We start from the raw sequence: 16,287 nt of genomic DNA on the forward strand, positions 1-16,287 counted from the left end.
CGGCCCTTACCGCTGTTCCTGTCGATGCTGCGCAGCGAAACCGCAGCATCGCCGGACCGGCAGGCGGCGGCGCTGGCGGGACTGGCCCGGTATCAGGCGGCGACGCGGCCACCACCGCCCCCGCCACTGCCGCACGAGCGCCGGCATGGTCGTGCCCGCCTGACGGGTACCGGTGGCGGTGGGACCGGGGGCGGGCGTCCGGTGGTGCTGATCCCCTCGCTCATCAATCCGCCGACCATCCTCGACCTGTCGGCGGAAGCATCGCTGCTGCGCTGGCTGGGCGCGCAGGGCCATGCCGCCTGGCTGCTCGACTGGGGCACGCCGGATGCGGGCGAGCGCGAGATGGACATCGCCGGCCATATCGAACGGCTGCTGCTGCCGCTGCTCCGCACGCTGGACGCGCCGCCGGTGCTGGTCGGTTACTGTCTGGGCGGCACGATCGCCGCCGCGGCGGCGACGCTGATGCCGGTCGCCGGGCTGGCGACGATCGCCGCGCCGTGGAACTTCGCCGGCTATGGCGAGGCGCGGGCCGACATCGCACGGCACTGGGCGGGCGCTCGGGCGGGATGCGAGGCGATGGGGCTGGTTCCGATGGAGCTGCTCCAGACCGGGTTCTGGATGCTCGATCCCGCCCGCACCATCGCCAAGTACGAAGCCTTTGCGACGATGGCGGACGCGGCGGTGCCGGCCTTCCTTCGGCTGGAGGACTGGGCCAATGCCGGGCCGCCGCTGACGCTGGCCGCCGGGCGCGACCTGTTCGAGACGATGATCGCCGCCGACCGCCCCGGGCGCGGGGAATGGCGGGTGGCCGGCCGCACCATCGACCCGCACCGCCTGACCTGCCCCATGGTCGAGTTCGTCTCGCTCACCGACCGCATCGTCCCCGCCGCCACCGCCGCCGACCTGCCCGACCGGCGCGACGTGGCGGCGGGCCATGTCGGCATGATCGTCGGCAGCAAGGCGAAAGCCGGATTGTGGACACCGCTTGCCGACTGGATTGCGCGGCTGCCCCGCTCTACATAACCCGAAACGCCCCGAGCAACCGTCTGAGAGGATCGTCCATGAACGCCCATCCCACCGACATCGTCATCGTCGCCGCCAAGCGCACCCCCGTCGGCAGTTTCCTCGGCGCCTTCGCCGCGACGCCTGCGCACGAGCTGGGCCGGATCGCGATCGCCGCGGCGCTGGAACAGGCCAACATCCCCGCCGCCGACGTGTCGGAGGTCATCATGGGCCAGGTGCTGACCGCGGCGCAGGGCCAGAACCCGGCACGTCAGGCGTCGATGGCGGCCGGCGTGCCCAAGGAAGTGCCGGCATGGGGCGTCAACCAGGTGTGCGGCTCGGGCCTGCGCGCGGTGGCGCTGGCGGCGCAGGCCGTGGCGACGGGCGATGCCACCATCGTCGTCGCGGGCGGGCAGGAATCGATGTCGCTGTCCGCGCACGCGCAGAACATGCGCGGGGGCACCAAGATGGGCGCGGTCAGCCTGGTCGACACGATGGTGCATGACGGGCTGACCGACGTGTTCAACGGTTATCACATGGGCATCACCGCCGAGAACTTGGCCGAGCAATATCAGGTGACCCGCGCCGAGCAGGACGCCTTCTCGGTCGGCTCGCAGAACAAGGCGGAGGCCGCGCGTGGATCGGGCCGGTTCAGGGACGAGATCGCGCCGGTGACCATCAAGGGCCGCAAGGGCGACACCGTAGTCGCCGATGACGAATATATCCGTGCCGGCGCGACCATCGACGGCGTGTCGGGCGTGCGCCCCGCGTTCAAGAAGGACGGCACCGTCACCGCCGCCAACGCATCGGGCCTGAACGACGGCGCCGCCGCGATCGTCGTGACCAGCCGTACCGAGGCGGAGAAGCGCGGCCTGCCCGTGCTCGCCACGATCCGCAGCTGGGCCTCCGCCGGGGTCGACCCGTCGGTGATGGGCATCGGCCCCGTCCCCGCCACCCGCCGTGCCTTGGAAAAGGCGGGCTGGACGATCGCCGACCTCGACCTGATCGAGGCCAACGAAGCCTTTGCCGCGCAGGCGCTGTCGGTCGGCAAGGAACTGGGCTGGGATGCCGACAAGGTGAACGTCAACGGCGGCGCGATCGCGATCGGCCACCCGATCGGCGCCAGCGGCGCCCGCGTGCTGACCACGCTGATCTACGAAATGGGCAAGCGCGACGCCAAGAAGGGGCTGGCGACGCTGTGCATCGGCGGCGGCATGGGGATCGCGATGTGCCTGGAGCGGTGAGGATTTACAAATGTTGTATTGAAACAAAGGTTTGTTGCAATTTTGCAACATGACGTGTTAAAAACGTTTGTAAACAACATGTCCCTACTCATGCTATATTGCCATCATTGCTGAAATCTTTCTGACTGATGAACGACAGATGTCATTCATCGGGGGTTAAGGTGAAGATTTACGCATTTTTTGGTGCAACCGCGTTGGTTGGGTCCATGTTCTCGGCCAGTACGGTTACGGCGCAAGTTTCGGTACCCAGCGGGGTAGTGGCTGGCACACCACAAACCTCGCCAGGGGCCGAGGCGCAGCAGGCAGAGATTGTGAGTGCCGATGGCGAGGCGCGTGGTGACGGCACGATCGTTGTCACAGGGTCGCGTATTCCTCGACCGGAAACCGACGGCGTTCTGCCAGGCGTTCAAATCAACGCGGCGCAGATTCAAAGCCGTGGCTTCACCAACGCGCTTGAGGCCCTGAATGATCAGCCTTTGGTCGGCACCGGAGCAAGCCCCCTTACAGGCAATAACGGTGGTCAGCCATCGAGCCTCGGTTCGGCATTTGTTGATCTGCTTGATCTGGGAACCCAGCGTACGCTGACCCTGGTCAACGGTCGCCGTTTCGTATCCGGGAATGCTGCATCGTTGTTCGTCGAGGGTAACGCGACCGGTGCCCAAGTCGACGTTAACGTCATCCCGTCCAGCCTGATCCAACGGGTCGACGTGGTAACGGTTGGTGGTGCGGCTGCTTATGGTGCCGACGCCGTGGCCGGTGTCGTAAACTATATTCTCAGGGACGATTATGACGGTGCGCAAATTCGTGCGCAAGGCGGCCTGACGTCACGTGGCGATGCCGCCCAGTATCAGATCAGCGGTTTGATCGGCCGTAATTTCGCCGAAGGGCGCGGGAACATCACACTGGCCGCAGAATACACGCGAAATGATGGCCTACAGGCAGACTCGCGTGCGTTCCGTCTGGCACGCACCAACTCGTATACCAACCCGTTCAATGGTTCGGTTCGCAATCCGAACTTCACACCCGGTATCATTGACGTTACGGGCAGCAATAACGGCGCTTTCCTGCGCAACTCCGACGATGGCCAACCGGCCAATGCCTTCGACGCAGGCTTCATCAACCAGTCGTTGAGCTTCAACGGTACAGTGCTGAGCACGCTGGTGGCCGCCTCAGCGTTGCCCACACCGTATCAGCCTATCGCTTCGACTACGGCGCGCAGCAACTATATCACCTTCGCCAATGGCATGGCCCCGGTCGGCGTCCGGGTTGATGCGACCACGGCAACCGGTGCGGCAACGACGATCGCCACGCCAAATGCGGGGTTCTTCGGTACCACGGCGCAAATCATTCAAGGCACCCCGGGCGCCGGTTATATTTCCGGCAATGGTCTGAATGGCCGGACCAATCCTCTAGCAAATCTGCCGATCACCACATTTGCGCCCACAGCATTGCCGACCGGGATCACTCCGGCTCAGGTCTTTACTCAATTCGGCATCACCGCGCCCACTGGCGCAACGCCAACACAACTCAGCACGCTGGCAATCAACGTCCTGCAAGCGAACCGTTCGACCGCGCGTGAATTCTTCGCCGCCAATCCGAACCTTAACATCAATTATTTCGTCGGCTCGTTCGTGCCGGGCGTGCCACGCGTCGCAAATACAGACACCACCCTGGTATCGATCCGCTCCAACGCGACCGGGGGCACCGTGCAGGTGCCGGTCAATCAGGTGCTGCCGTTCGTATCCGTGCCGATCGAATTCAACGCCGATGGCAGTCTGCGGGCCTATACTTTCGCCAGCGGCATCACGCCGACCACGCCGCTGACGGTGGGCCAGGCGAAGGGATCGAACGGCGGTTTTTCCCGATCGATCGAAAACACCGTACTTCGCACCCAGCAGGACCGGTATATCGCCAACCTGAACGGTAAATTCGATCTGACCGATCAGGTAACCCTTTTCACCGAGAACACCTACGCACGGGTGCGCAACGTGGCGGTACGCAACTCTTCAAGCCAGAATTTCCTGTCGAATTCCGCTGAAAACGCCCCGCTGCTGCTCAACATCAACAATCCGTTCCTGACAGCCCAAGCGCGTTCGGTCCTGGCATCGGTAGGCGTAACGGCAAGCGCAACAAATGGCGGCAACTTCATCGTCACGCGTCAGAACCAGGACATCTTTGGAGATAACGCATTCATCAACAACAGCGAGACGTTCCGCATCCTAGGCGGGGCCCGGTCGAACTTCGACTTGCTGGGCAAAGGTTGGCGTGCAGAAGTATCGGGCACCTATGGCCGATCGGTGCAGCGCACGCGCAACACCCAGATAAACGACATTGAATACCAGCTCGCGCTCGATGCCGTTGATCAGGGCTTGGCAACGACAGGGGTGGCCAATGGCAACGTCATATGCCGCGCACAGCTTTTCCCAAGTCAGTATCTTGGCCGCACCCCGATCGGCACTACGTTCAACGTCGTTCGGCAGCCAGGCGCGGGTGGGATACCGACCGAGAGCTTCCTGACCCCGACCATCACGCAGCAGCAGATCAACGATTGCCGTCCGTTGAACCCCTTCGGCTTCAATAACATGTCTGATGCTTCGAAGAACTATGTCCGCCAAGACGTATTGTTGCGGAACAAGTCTCAACAGACATTCTTGGAAGGTACGGTCGGTGGCGGCGTCTTCGATTTACCTGCGGGTGAATTTTCCGTTGCCTTGTCGGCCCAGTATCGCAAGGAGCAGATCGACTTCCGTAGCAGCCAGCTCAATCAGCTTGGACGTGGCCGATCGGCCCCATCCTCCAATTTCGGTGGATATACGGAAACCTATGAAATCGGCGCGGAAGCACGCATTCCCCTTACCAGTGACGAATTCCTACCGTTCCTTGGCACTCTGGAATTTGATCCTGCCGTTCGTGTCGTTCAGCAGAGCGGACGTGCGGATTCATATCGTAACCGCTTCGGAACCATCATTTCGCCCCGTGCCGTCGGCGATCCGCAGACGATCTATTCACTGGCTGGCAATTGGCGGCCGATCCGCGACATTTCGTTCCGGGGCAATTATACTCGGTCGGTTCGCCAGCCCTCGGTCACGGAACTCTTCCTAGGAGGTCAGCCGAGCTTTTCGACCCCGACCGACTATTGCAGCCAAGGCAACATCGATCAGGGGACGCAGCGCACAAACCGGCGTAATAATTGCCGGGCTGCTGTAATCGCCAGCGGAAATGCGACCGATGCCGGCACTGCAGATGCCTTTCTTTCGACCTTCGTACCATTGGGCGTCGGTTTGCAGGGCACCTATGATGGTACGCCGACGCTGCAGCCGGAAAAGGGCGAGAGCTGGACGGTAGGCGGTGCCCTTACGCCGCGTTGGGTCCCAGGCTTGACCATTTCGGCTGACTATATCGACCTGCAACTGCGCAACCAGATCGTGCCCACGACCTTGGCCCAAGCGATTCAGACCTGTTACGATAGTCCGACTTTTCCGGACTCATCGGCGCAGATTGGGGTCAACACCTGCAATTCCTTCTCGCGGGATTCTGCGTTTCAGGTTGCCAACGGGTATTCGATCGGCTTCCTGAATCTTGGCTCTATCGACGTGCGGGCATTGAACATGTCGTTGAACTACCCGATTGAGTTGGGCAGCATCGGGCAACTGACGCTGCGCGGTAGCGCCTATCATCTGATACGCTACAACACCTCTGCAGCAGGCGACTTTTCTGATACCCAGCAGACTGCCGGGTCGCTGGGCCGTCCCAAGTGGAAAACGCAGCTTCAGGCACGGTACGAAAAGAGCGGTTTCTTTGGCCAAGTTACTTGGAACTGGCGCAACAAGACCCGCATTTTCTCCAGCGGCCTGCCGGCGACCAACGAACTGTATCCCTACATTACCTATTCGGCAGTCAGCCAGTTTGACCTAGCGATTGGGGGCGATGTAAACGATCGCTTCCGGATTCAGTTCGTTGCGAACAACCTGACCGATCGCAATACGGTTGGAGATCTGGGCTATCAATTCCAAGACTATATTGATCAGATCGGGCGTCGCTTCTCTGTGGCCGCAACCGCAAAATTCTGACATCAGGGTGGCCACCATTTAGTTGGTGGCCACCTTCATCATGTCAGGGCACTGGACGCCCAAAACGGGTCCCAAGCGATGTCAGCAGCTCATATTGCGACATACCGGTCAATCGAGACTGGCTCGGCAGGTGATAGTCGATAACGAGCCATTCTTCTTCCGCCAGGTTCGGTGCGGCACCAACATCCAATGCGATCAAGTCCATCGACACGCGACCGATCACCGGCAGAATGGCATCATCAAAGTATACAACCCCCTGGTTTGAGAACGCCCGGAAATACCCATCCGCATACCCAAGATTGACGATCGCCACCTCGGTGTCCTCAGTCGCCACCCATGTCGCGTTGTACCCGACGCTCTCTCCCGCCCGCACCATCCGCCGTTGCAGGACCTGCGCCTCGGGGAATACCACCTGCCGGATCGCCCCCGCCATGTCGTCCCGCGGCACACCGCCGTACAGCGCTAGGCCCGGCCGGGTCAGGTCGAACGCATAGCCCTCCCCCAATCCGATGCCGGCCGAGTTGGCGAGGCTCATCCGCCGTGCCGCCGTCCTGCCCGTCAGCGCGGCGAAGCGGGTGCGCTGCATCTCGTTCATCGGGCTGTCCTCGTCCGCGCAGGCGAGGTGGCTCATCAGCGTATCGATGGCCAGACCATCGATCAGGCCGGCGGCGATGTCGTCGGCCGAGATGCCGAGCCGGTTCATGCCGGTGTCGACCATCACGTCGCACATGCCCCCACCCGCCTCCCGCCAGCGCGCGATCTGTGCGGGCGTGTTGAGGACCGGGCGCGCGAAGCCGGCAAGCGCGGCGGGCATGTCTTCGGCGCGGACGCCGTGCAGCACCGATACCGACAGGCCAAGGGGGGCGAGTGCCTGCGCCTCCGCCCAGGTGGCGACGAAGAAGTCGCGGCAGCCGGCCGTCGCCAGCCGCGTCGCCACGCCCGTCGCGCCGAGGCCGTAGCCATCCGCCTTCACCGCCGCGCCGCACGCGGCGCGACCGCTCATCCGGTTCAGGGTCTGCCAGTTGGCGACGAGGGCCGCGCCGTCGAGGCGCAGGCGGCAGGGGGCGGGAATGTCGATCACCGGCCGCGCCTTAGGCGCACCGGCCCCGCCCGTCGAGAGAGGGGGGCCGGCGGATCAGCTACCCTTGCGACCGATCATGGCCACCCGCGCGACCAGATCGGCGCACACCGCCGGCGTGACGAATTTCGAGACGTCGCCGCCGTACAGGGCGATTTCCTTCACCAGGCGCGAGGCGATCGGCTGCAACGCGACGTCGGCCATCAGGAACACCGTCTCGACGCTGCGGTTGATCTGCTGGTTCATCCCCGCCATCTGATATTCATATTCGAAATCGGCGACCGCGCGCAGGCCGCGGACGATCACCTTCGCGCCCTCACGCACCGCGAAATCCATCAGCAACGAATCGAACGCGACGACGGTGATGTCGCCGGGCACACCCGCCACCTCGCGCCGCACCGTCTCCATCCGCTCGTCGAGGGTGAACATCGGCGATTTGGACGGATTGGTGGTGACCCCGATCACCAGCCGGTCGACCAGCGTCGCGCCGCGCCGGATGATGTCCATATGCCCCAGCGTGACGGGATCAAACGTGCCCGGATAGACGCCGATCCGGCTCACCGGTCACGCTCCACGACATAGGTGGCGACCGCGCGCAGCAGGTCCGCCTCCGCCCCGAAGCCGTGCAGATGCCGTACCGCCTGATCGACCAGCATCGTGCATTGTGCCCGGGCGCGGTCGACGCCCATCAGCGTAAGGAAGGTCTCCTTGCCCGCGCCCTCATCCTTGCGCAGCCGCTTGCCGGCGACCGCCTCGTCCCCCTCGGCATCGAGCAGGTCGTCGGCGATCTGGAACGCCAGCCCCAGATCATGCGCATAGCCGCGCAGTCCGGTACGCCCCTCCGGGGGCAGGCGACCGAGGATCGCCCCCGCCTCCACCGCGGCGCAGATCAGCGCCCCGGTCTTCATCTGTTGCAGCCGGGTGACCGTCGCCAGATCGAACCGTGCGTCCTCGGCGGCCAGATCCATCATCTGCCCGCCCGCCATGCCCGAAGGGCCGGACGCGCGGGCGAGGTCTAGCACCAATTCGGCGCGGACGAAGGGATCGGGATGCGTCGCGGGATCGGCCAGCACCTCGAACGCCAGCGCATGGAGGCAGTCGCCCGCCAGGATCGCGGTCGCTTCGCCATACACCTTGTGCGCGGTCGGCTTGCCGCGGCGCAGATCGTCGTCGTCCATCGCGGGCAGATCGTCATGGATCAGCGAATAGACGTGGATCGCCTCGATCGCGGTGCCGACCAGCGCGGCGCAATCGCGGTCCACCCCCAGCAGCCCGGCGGTCGCCATGGTAAGCAACGGGCGCAGGCGCTTGCCGCCGCCGATCGCGGCATGGCGCATGCAGGCGTACAGATCGGCGCGGGGATCGTCCGGCACCGCCAGCAGCGTGTCGAACCGGCGGTCGACCTCGATCGCGACCTCGGCGATCGCCTCGGCCAAGGTGGGGGGCAGCGTGGCGGGCAGGATCGTCATCGGCTCAGCCGGCGGCAAAGGGGCGCGTGCCCTGCGGCTTGCCCTCGGCATCCAGCCGGATCGCCTCGATCCGGGCCTGCGCGGCGTCGAGCCGTTCGGCGCAGCGGGCGCGCAGCCGGTCGCCGCGTTCGTACAGGCGGATCGATTCGTCGAGCGTCGCATCGCCGCTTTCCAGCCGGCCGACGATCCGTTCCAGTTCCTTCAGCGCATCCTCGAACGAGAGGTCCGCGACGGCGGTTTCGGTGGGCGTATCCATCAGCCCGCTATGCGACACGGGCGATGGGGTGGCAAGGATCGGCACGCGACCTTGAACGCCCCCGATAAAGACCATATGTTGGGACCCAACGATGGACAGGTCCGGATCGGGCCATGGTCCCAATATCGCGTCATGATCGCGACAAGATCATCGGAGTTTCTGGGTGAGGGTTTCGGGCAGCGATGGCGCCCGACCCGCAATCATGCGGGTCGACGCGTTTCATTTGTCTGGCCGAAGCGGTTATTCAGCAATGCTCCCTCCGTGCCCCGATCGACCGGCGGGAAAGGTAACGGATCGGGCCACGACAATGAGGGCATATCGGTGCAGCACCAGAACAACGATCACCGCGATCATCCCATCGCGGACGGGCCGTCCCCGGTGGATCAGGGCGTCACCCGGCGCGGCGTGATCGGCGCGGCGATCGCGGCGGGCGGCACGGCGATGCTGCCGGGTTCGGCGGATGGCCAGGCCCCCGAGCGGTCGGTCGACGTGCTGTTGATCGGCGGCGGCATCATGAGCGCGACGCTGGCGGTGCTACTGCGCGAACTGGAGCCGAACTGGACGATCGAGATGGTCGAGCGGCTGGACAAGGTGGCGGACGAAAGCTCCAACGGCTGGAACAATGCCGGTACCGGCCATTCCGCGCTGTGCGAGTTGAACTACACGCCGGTCAACGTCGCGGACGGCAAGGTCGAGATCAAGAAGGCGATCGAGATCAACGAACAGTTCCAGGTGACGCGCCAGTTCCTGAGCCATCAGGTCAATGCCGGCATCCTGGCCAATCCCCGGTCCTTCATCAATTCCACCCCGCACATGAATCTGGTCTGGGGTGACGAGAACGTCGCCTTCCTGCGCAAGCGGTACGAGGCACTGGGCGCCAGTCCGCTGTTTTCCGGCATGGAATTCTCCACCGACCCCGCGCAGATCGCCCGCTGGGCGCCGCTGATGATGGAGGGACGCGATCCGAAGATGAAGGTGGCGGCGACGCGCTCGCCGCTCGGCACCGACTGCGAATGGGGCGAGGTGACGCGGCAATATATCGCGTCGCTGACCAAGCGGCCCGGCTTCACGCTCAACACCGGGCACGAGGTCCGCTCGCTGGAGCGGGACGGTGCCGGCTGGCGGGTCACGGCGCGCGACATGAAGACCGATGACAAGCAGGTCATCCGCGCACGTTTCGTCTTCGCGGGTGCCGGCGGCGGCGCGCTGCCGATCCTGCAGAAATCGGGGATTCCGGAAGCGGCCGATTATGCCGGCTTCCCGGTCGGCGGGTCGTTCCTCGTCGCGGAAAAGCCCGCGATCACGCACCGGCATCTCGCCAAGGTATACGGCAAGGCGGCGACCGGATCGCCGCCGATGTCGGTACCGCATCTCGATACGCGTTATCTGGATGGCAAGCAGGTGCTGCTGTTCGGCCCGTTCGCGACCTTTTCGACCAAGTTCCTGAAGGAAGGGTCGTATTTCGATCTGCCCAAATCGGTCACGCTCGACAATTTCCGGCCGATGATCGCGGTCGGCTGGGACGATTTCGATCTGGTCGAATATCTCGCCGGCCAGCTCATCATGTCGCAGGACGACCGGATCGAGGCGTTGCAAGAATATTTTCCCGGCGCGCAGGGAAGCGACTGGCGTCTGTGGCAGGCCGGCCAGCGGGTGCAGATCATCAAGCGCGATCCCGACAAGGGCGGCGTGCTGAAGCTGGGAACGGAGATCGTCGCCTCCAAGGACGGCTCGATCGCCGCACTGCTGGGGGCATCGCCGGGTGCCTCGACCGCGCCGTCGATCATGCTCGACCTGCTGAAGAAGGTGTTCGCCAACCGGTTGGCGACGCCGCAATGGCAGTCGCGCATCCGGGAAATCGTGCCCAGCTACGGCGTGGCGCTGAACGACCATCCCGAACGGCTGGCCCATCACTGGGCCTCGACCGCGGAGACGCTGGAACTGACCGTGCCGTCACCCGCCGTCCACGTTTCCACCACGCCCCGCCCGGCGGCTACCCGTGTGAAGGTGGATCGCAGCCCCGATCTGGCGCTCTGATCCGGCTGTTCCGGCGTTGTCGCCAGCGACGTCGGAACGCGCCGGTTTCGTCGGGGAAAGGCCCGATCCGTGTTAGCGGGCTTGCCGCGCGGGCGCTTCCGGATCCCGCCTTTTCCACCGCCATCAGGGTCTGAATGGGTGGGCCGGCAAAGGGTGGCAAGCGATCCTTAGCGCCCGCCGCCGCCCCATTTGCGGATATTACCGGCCGCCGTGGCTGTTTTGCCCACCCTTGGCACCAGCCTCGGATGCGCGCTCCGGATCGTTCCTGAAGTTGCCGCCGCTTTCCTGACCGCCCTTCCGGCCTGCTTCGGAGGCTTTTTCACGATCGTTGGCGAAGTTTCCCGGATTGTTGTCGCGGCCGCCGCCGCCATTACTGTCAGCCATGATATTTCTCCTATGCCGAATGGCAAAGGCTCGACGAATAAAAGCGTTGTTCGTTGCCCGGATAGTCTGAAGAATATTTCTTACTATCAATGCTTTATGGCAATCTACGTTATTGAGCGAAGCGGCGGGGATAGGAGTTGGGCGGGCTCGATCTGCCGCCCCATGGCCAGCTATCGAAGCAGCGGGGCGGGGATTGATCGACTTGGTCGTTAAGGCATGTGACGGGATGATGCGACCAGCGCCGGATGATGCCGTTTAGAGCGGGATGACATGAGGTTGATCCAGATGTTCGTCATGGCGAGCGCAGCGAAGCAACCCAGGGCGTCTTGGTCCGGCACCGGATTGCTTCGCTGCGCTCGCCATGACGGATCGATCTGATGTCATCTGACTCTAGCCGGAGGACAAAGCGGCGATACCAAGCGCGAACCGTGCCGCTTGGCCACATCATCGAGGCATCGGATGCGCCATCGTCGCACAAACGCCACCGCCCGAGCGCCTCTTCGATCCATACGAAGAGGCGTTCGGCCGGACAACGTTCCGATGGTATCCGCGTCCGGCGCGGTGTCCCTCAGTCCGAGAAGGGATCGCGGACCAGGATCGTGTCGGCGCGTTCCGGGCTGGTCGACACCAGCGCGACGGGGCAGCGGATCAGTTCCTCGATGCGGCGGATGTACTTGATCGCCTGGGCGGGCAGGTCGGCCCAGCTGCGGGCGCCGGCGGTGGTGCCGTGCCAGCCCTCCATCGTCTCGTACACCGGCTCGACCGCCGCCTGATCGGCGGCGTGGGCGGGGAAGTAATCCAGCGTTTCGCCGCGCAGGCGATAGCCGGTGCAGATCTTCACCTCGTCCATCCCGTCGAGCACGTCGATCTTGGTGAGCGCGATGCCGGTGATGCCGCCGACCGCCGCCGATTGGCGCACCAGCACCGCATCGAACCAGCCACAGCGACGCTTGCGGCCCGTGACGGTGCCGAATTCATGGCCGCGCACGCCCAGTTGCTCGCCGGTTTCGTCTTCGAGTTCGGTCGGGAACGGGCCAGAGCCGACGCGGGTGGTGTATGCCTTGGCGATGCCGAGCACGAAGCCGACACCCGATGGCCCCAGGCCGGAGCCGCCAGCCGCCGCGCCCGCGATGGTGTTGGACGAGGTGACGAAGGGATAGGTGCCGTGATCGACATCGAGCAGCACGCCCTGCGCACCTTCGAACAGGATGCGCTTGCCGGCGCTGCGTGCCTCGTTCAGGTCCCGCCATACCGGCTTGGCGAAGGGCAGGACGAAGCCGGCGATCTCGCGCAGTTCGGCCAGCAACCGCTCGCGGTCGATCGGCGGTTCGCCGAAGCCGGCGCGCAGCGCGTCGTGGTGCGCGGTCAGCCGGTCGAGCTGCGGCCCGAGATCGTCCAGATGGGCGAGGTCGCACACCCGGATCGCGCGGCGGCCGACCTTGTCTTCGTACGCCGGGCCGATGCCGCGACGGGTGGTGCCGATCTTGCCCGCGCCCGACGCATCCTCGCGCAGGCTGTCGAGATCCCGGTGGAACGGCAGGATCAGCGCGCAATTGTCGGCGATGCGCAGCGTATCGGGGGTGGCATGGACGCCCTGTTCGCCGAGCCGCGCGATCTCCGCCTTGAGCGCCCAGGGATCGAGGACCACGCCGTTGCCGATCACCGAGGGCGTGCCGCGCACGATGCCGGAGGGCAGCAGCGACAGCTTGTAGACCTTGTCGCCCACCACCAGCGTGTGGCCGGCATTGTGCCCGCCCTGGAAGCGCACGACCATATCGGCGCGCTCCGCCAGCCAGTCGACGATCTTGCCCTTGCCCTCGTCGCCCCATTGCGCGCCGATGACCGCTACGTTCGCCATGTACAGGTTTCCCCCTGCCGGGGTCGATCCGTGCGCCCTTCGACAGGACTCGGCACACGAATGGTTCAGAGATGCGAGGGCGCGCCTAAAGCGCCGTGCCGCCGGGGTCAACCGCCAAGCGGCGGCGCGCCACCATGGCGGGGCGATCAGCCGGAGGCGGTCACCGCCTGCGCCTCGCCCGCCATCCAACGATGCGTGCAGAGCTGCGCCTCGGGCGTATCGCCCGGCTCCAGCGCCGCCACCGTCACCCAGCCGGCCGCGCGCATCGCCGCACCGTCCGCCGGCGGGGTGCCATAGGGCAGGAACAGCCGCCGCCGGTCATGCCGCACCCCTGCCCCGCCCAGCGCATCGGCATAGAGCGAGAAACCGGTGGCCGGCTCCTCGGTGCCGTCGGGATGGACGATGACATAGGTGCCGCCACGCCCCAGTTCGCGCGCGGCGCCGCCCGCAAACAGCGAGAAGCCCAGCCATGACTGATATTCGAAGCCGTGCCGTTCGGTCGGGTCCAGCGTCATCGCCACCCGGCCCGCCAGCGACGCGGCGATCGCGGCCAGCCCGTCGAGGCGGGTGGCCAGCACACCGTTACGATCGAAGGCACGCAGCCGCGTCATCGCGGTGTCGAACGGCCCCGCCGCCTCGACCAGCGGCAGATAGGCGGGGGCGATCGCCGCGACGCCGCCGGCATCCTTGGCATCCAGCCGGTCACGCAAGGCACCGATCGCGTCGGCGGCGACCGGCAACGGCCCGGCCGCCAGCGTATCGACCAGATCGGGCAACGTGAAATCGATCGACGCGTCGGTGATCCCCGCCGCCGCCAGCGCATCGACCGCGACGCCCACGACCTCGCGCGCGGCGGCGACCGAATCGAGACCGACCAGCTCCGCCCCCAGTTGCCGCCGCTCGCGCGCGGGGGCGAGTTGTGAGGCACGCAGCGTCAGCACCGATCCGGCATAGGACAGCCGCACCGGGCGCGGGTGATGCCCCATCCGCGTCGCCGCGATCCGGGCGACCTGCGCGGTCAGATCGGGGCGGATCGCCAGTGTCGCCTGCCCGACCGGATCAACGAAGCGCACCGCGCCGGTCAGCGCGCCGGCGCCTTCGTCCGGCCAACCCTGCCGACCGCTGAGGACAGGCTTCAGCCGGGCCGCCAGTTCGTCGGCGAACTCGGCGAGCGGCGGATCGACGCGTTCGTACCCGTGCAGCCGTGCCGCCTCCAGCACCCGAGCCTCGATACCGGCGGCGGCATCGGCATGGGGCGGCAGGCGATCGTGAAATCCTTCGGGGAGCAGGCCGGGCTTCGTCATCCGCGCGCTGTTAGCGGGTGTGGGCGGGGCGGGCCACCGGCAAATCCGCGGACGGCCCGATAGCGAGGGAAACGCGCATGTCCGCGTGCGGGCACACAGGCTGCGGGCGTGGTCGCGAACGGTAAAGTCACACTAAAGTCGCATCCTACAGGGGTAGTGTGTGACGTTAGGACGAATAGCCTGGCCATGGCCGATCGATAGCGCGGCGGGGCCGTGTAGGACAGCGGCGGGCGATCAGACCGCGCTGACCAGCAGCTTGTCGATCCGGCGGCCGTCGAGGTCGACCACCTCGAACCGCCAGCCCTGTTCGATGAAGCTTTCACCCTCGGCGGGCAGATGGCGGAAGGCGGCGAGGGCGAGCCCGGCGACGGTGGCGTAGTCGCGGTCCTCGGGCAGGTCGATGCCGATCCGCTCCGCCAGCCCGTCCGCCGGGGCGGTGCCGGCGACCAGCAGCGATCCGTCGTCACGCTCGACGATATCGGGTGCCTCGTCGGGATCGGCATCGGAGAAGAACGCGCCGCCGATCGCCGCAAGCAGGTCGGCGGGGGTCACGATCCCTTCGAAATGGCCGTATTCGTCATGGATCAGCGCCATCGGCACCTCGGCCTGACGAAGGGCCAGCAACGCGTCGGGCGCGTCGATCCGGTCGATCACCACCGGCACCTTGCGCATCAGCGCATTGAGGTCGATCGCCTCGCCACGCAGCAGGGCGGCGACGATGTCGCGCGCCTGCACCACGCCCGCGACGGTATCGATCGAACCGTCGCCGACCGGCAGGCGGGTATGCTGGGTGGTGATGAGCTTTTCGCGGATCGTCGCCTCGTCGGCGCGGCAATCCAGCCAGTCGACCTCGGTCCGCGGCGTCATGATCTCCCGCACCGGCCGGTCGGCGAGGCGGACGACGCCGGAGATGATCGAGCGTTCATGCTCCTCGATCACGCCCGACTTCGACGCCTCGGCGACGATCAGGTGAAGCTCCTCCGCCGTCACCTGCTCCTCGTTGTTGCGGTCGAGCCGCAGCAGGCGGAAGATCAGCGCGCTGGTCGAATCGAGCAGCCACACCAGCGGGGCGGTGATCCACGCCAGCCAGCGCATCGGAATCGCGACCAGCGCCGCCACCGTTTCGGGCGCACGCAGCGCGAACTGCTTGGGCACCAGTTCGCCGATGATGAGCGAGGCATAGGTGGTGAGCGTGATGACCAGCACGAAGCCGAGCGTCGCCGCCGTATCCGCCGGCACGCCCAGCGCCTGCAATCGCGCCGCCGTGGGGGTGCCGAGGCTGGCGCCCGAATAGGCACCGGCCAGAATACCGATCAGGGTGATGCCGATCTGCACGCAGGACAGGAACTTGCCGGGATCCGCCGCCAGCAGCAGCGCGGCACGCGCGCCGGACCGGCCACCGCGCGCCATCGCCTCCAGCCGCGCCTTGCGCGACGATACGACCGCGAGCTCGCTCATCGCGAAGACGCCATTCAACGCGACGAGCGCCAGGATGATGACGACGTCGAGCCAGGGAAAGGGGGGGAGCGGTGGTGCCATCGCCGGTGGGAACGCTCTTCGCCGATAAATGCTCATCGCACAACCG

Annotated in this window: 12 protein-coding genes; 4 read left to right on the forward strand and 8 right to left on the reverse strand. The window is 65.7% G+C overall.

Features of this window, described 5'->3' with window-relative positions; all coding sequences use genetic code 11:
* Positions 1 to 24: 24 nt before the first annotated feature.
* The 3 genes from IFT82_RS02405 (at position 25) to IFT82_RS02415 (ending at position 6,316) form a co-directional block, all read left to right on the forward strand.
* Positions 25 to 1,023, forward strand: a complete 999-nt coding sequence (locus tag IFT82_RS02405; protein ID WP_244646369.1) for an alpha/beta hydrolase — start codon at positions 25 to 27, stop codon at positions 1,021 to 1,023.
* A gap of 38 nt (positions 1,024 to 1,061) precedes the next feature.
* Complete coding sequence (locus tag IFT82_RS02410; protein WP_192124035.1) at positions 1,062 to 2,246, forward strand: acetyl-CoA C-acetyltransferase; 1,185 nt, start codon at positions 1,062 to 1,064, stop codon at positions 2,244 to 2,246.
* Positions 2,247 to 2,407: 161 nt separating this feature from the next.
* Positions 2,408 to 6,316 (forward strand): TonB-dependent receptor domain-containing protein, encoded by a 3,909-nt coding sequence (locus tag IFT82_RS02415; RefSeq protein ID WP_192124037.1) that lies wholly within the window; start codon positions 2,408 to 2,410, stop codon positions 6,314 to 6,316.
* A gap of 43 nt (positions 6,317 to 6,359) precedes the next feature.
* Here the strand turns inward: IFT82_RS02415 and alr are convergent, their stop codons facing one another.
* The 4 genes from alr to IFT82_RS02435 form a co-directional block, all read right to left on the reverse strand.
* On the reverse strand, positions 6,360 to 7,388 hold the full coding sequence (alr, locus tag IFT82_RS02420; RefSeq protein ID WP_192124342.1) for an alanine racemase: 1,029 nt from the start codon (positions 7,386 to 7,388) through the stop codon (positions 6,360 to 6,362).
* Positions 7,389 to 7,451: 63 nt separating this feature from the next.
* On the reverse strand, positions 7,452 to 7,955 hold the full coding sequence (gene coaD, locus IFT82_RS02425) for a pantetheine-phosphate adenylyltransferase (protein WP_192124039.1): 504 nt from the start codon (positions 7,953 to 7,955) through the stop codon (positions 7,452 to 7,454).
* On the reverse strand, positions 7,952 to 8,863 hold the full coding sequence (locus IFT82_RS02430) for a polyprenyl synthetase family protein (RefSeq protein WP_192124040.1): 912 nt from the start codon (positions 8,861 to 8,863) through the stop codon (positions 7,952 to 7,954). The genes coaD and IFT82_RS02430 overlap by 4 nt, the downstream gene beginning before the upstream one ends.
* Before the next feature lie 4 nt (positions 8,864 to 8,867).
* On the reverse strand, positions 8,868 to 9,119 hold the full coding sequence (locus tag IFT82_RS02435) for an exodeoxyribonuclease VII small subunit (RefSeq protein ID WP_192124042.1): 252 nt from the start codon (positions 9,117 to 9,119) through the stop codon (positions 8,868 to 8,870).
* A gap of 261 nt (positions 9,120 to 9,380) precedes the next feature.
* Between IFT82_RS02435 and mqo the strand changes: the two genes are divergently transcribed.
* A complete protein-coding gene (mqo, locus tag IFT82_RS02440) occupies positions 9,381 to 11,156 on the forward strand; it encodes a malate dehydrogenase (quinone) (RefSeq protein WP_342355018.1) in 1,776 nt (591 codons plus the stop codon).
* Between the two features lie 198 nt (positions 11,157 to 11,354).
* Here the strand turns inward: mqo and IFT82_RS02445 are convergent, their stop codons facing one another.
* The 4 genes from IFT82_RS02445 to IFT82_RS02460 form a co-directional block, all read right to left on the reverse strand.
* Positions 11,355 to 11,540 (reverse strand): general stress protein, encoded by a 186-nt coding sequence (locus IFT82_RS02445; RefSeq protein WP_192124044.1) that lies wholly within the window; start codon positions 11,538 to 11,540, stop codon positions 11,355 to 11,357.
* A 568-nt stretch (positions 11,541 to 12,108) separates the two neighbouring features.
* Positions 12,109 to 13,398: an adenylosuccinate synthase gene (locus IFT82_RS02450; RefSeq protein WP_192124046.1), complete on the reverse strand. Its 1,290-nt coding sequence runs from the start codon at positions 13,396 to 13,398 to the stop codon at positions 12,109 to 12,111.
* A gap of 146 nt (positions 13,399 to 13,544) precedes the next feature.
* Complete coding sequence (locus IFT82_RS02455; protein ID WP_192124048.1) at positions 13,545 to 14,702, reverse strand: ATP phosphoribosyltransferase regulatory subunit; 1,158 nt, start codon at positions 14,700 to 14,702, stop codon at positions 13,545 to 13,547.
* A 234-nt stretch (positions 14,703 to 14,936) separates the two neighbouring features.
* A complete protein-coding gene (locus IFT82_RS02460; protein ID WP_192124050.1) occupies positions 14,937 to 16,241 on the reverse strand; it encodes a hemolysin family protein in 1,305 nt (434 codons plus the stop codon).
* Between the last annotated feature and the right edge of the window lie 46 nt (positions 16,242 to 16,287).

Source organism: Sphingomonas sp. CFBP 8760 (assembly GCF_014841615.1).
In the GTDB taxonomy this organism is placed as follows: Bacteria; Pseudomonadota; Alphaproteobacteria; order Sphingomonadales; family Sphingomonadaceae; genus Sphingomonas.

Coding starts and splice junctions, on each gene's coding strand:
- IFT82_RS02405 (WP_244646369.1), top strand. CDS start 25: ATGCTGCGCAGCGAAACCGCAGCATCGCCGGACCGGCAGGCGGCGGCG.
- IFT82_RS02410 (WP_192124035.1), top strand. CDS start 1,062: ATGAACGCCCATCCCACCGACATCGTCATCGTCGCCGCCAAGCGCACC.
- IFT82_RS02430 (WP_192124040.1), bottom strand. CDS start 8,863: ATGACGATCCTGCCCGCCACGCTGCCCCCCACCTTGGCCGAGGCGATC.
- IFT82_RS02435 (WP_192124042.1), bottom strand. CDS start 9,119: ATGGATACGCCCACCGAAACCGCCGTCGCGGACCTCTCGTTCGAGGAT.
- IFT82_RS02445 (WP_192124044.1), bottom strand. CDS start 11,540: ATGGCTGACAGTAATGGCGGCGGCGGCCGCGACAACAATCCGGGAAAC.
- IFT82_RS02450 (WP_192124046.1), bottom strand. CDS start 13,398: ATGGCGAACGTAGCGGTCATCGGCGCGCAATGGGGCGACGAGGGCAAG.
- IFT82_RS02455 (WP_192124048.1), bottom strand. CDS start 14,702: ATGACGAAGCCCGGCCTGCTCCCCGAAGGATTTCACGATCGCCTGCCG.
- IFT82_RS02460 (WP_192124050.1), bottom strand. CDS start 16,241: ATGGCACCACCGCTCCCCCCCTTTCCCTGGCTCGACGTCGTCATCATC.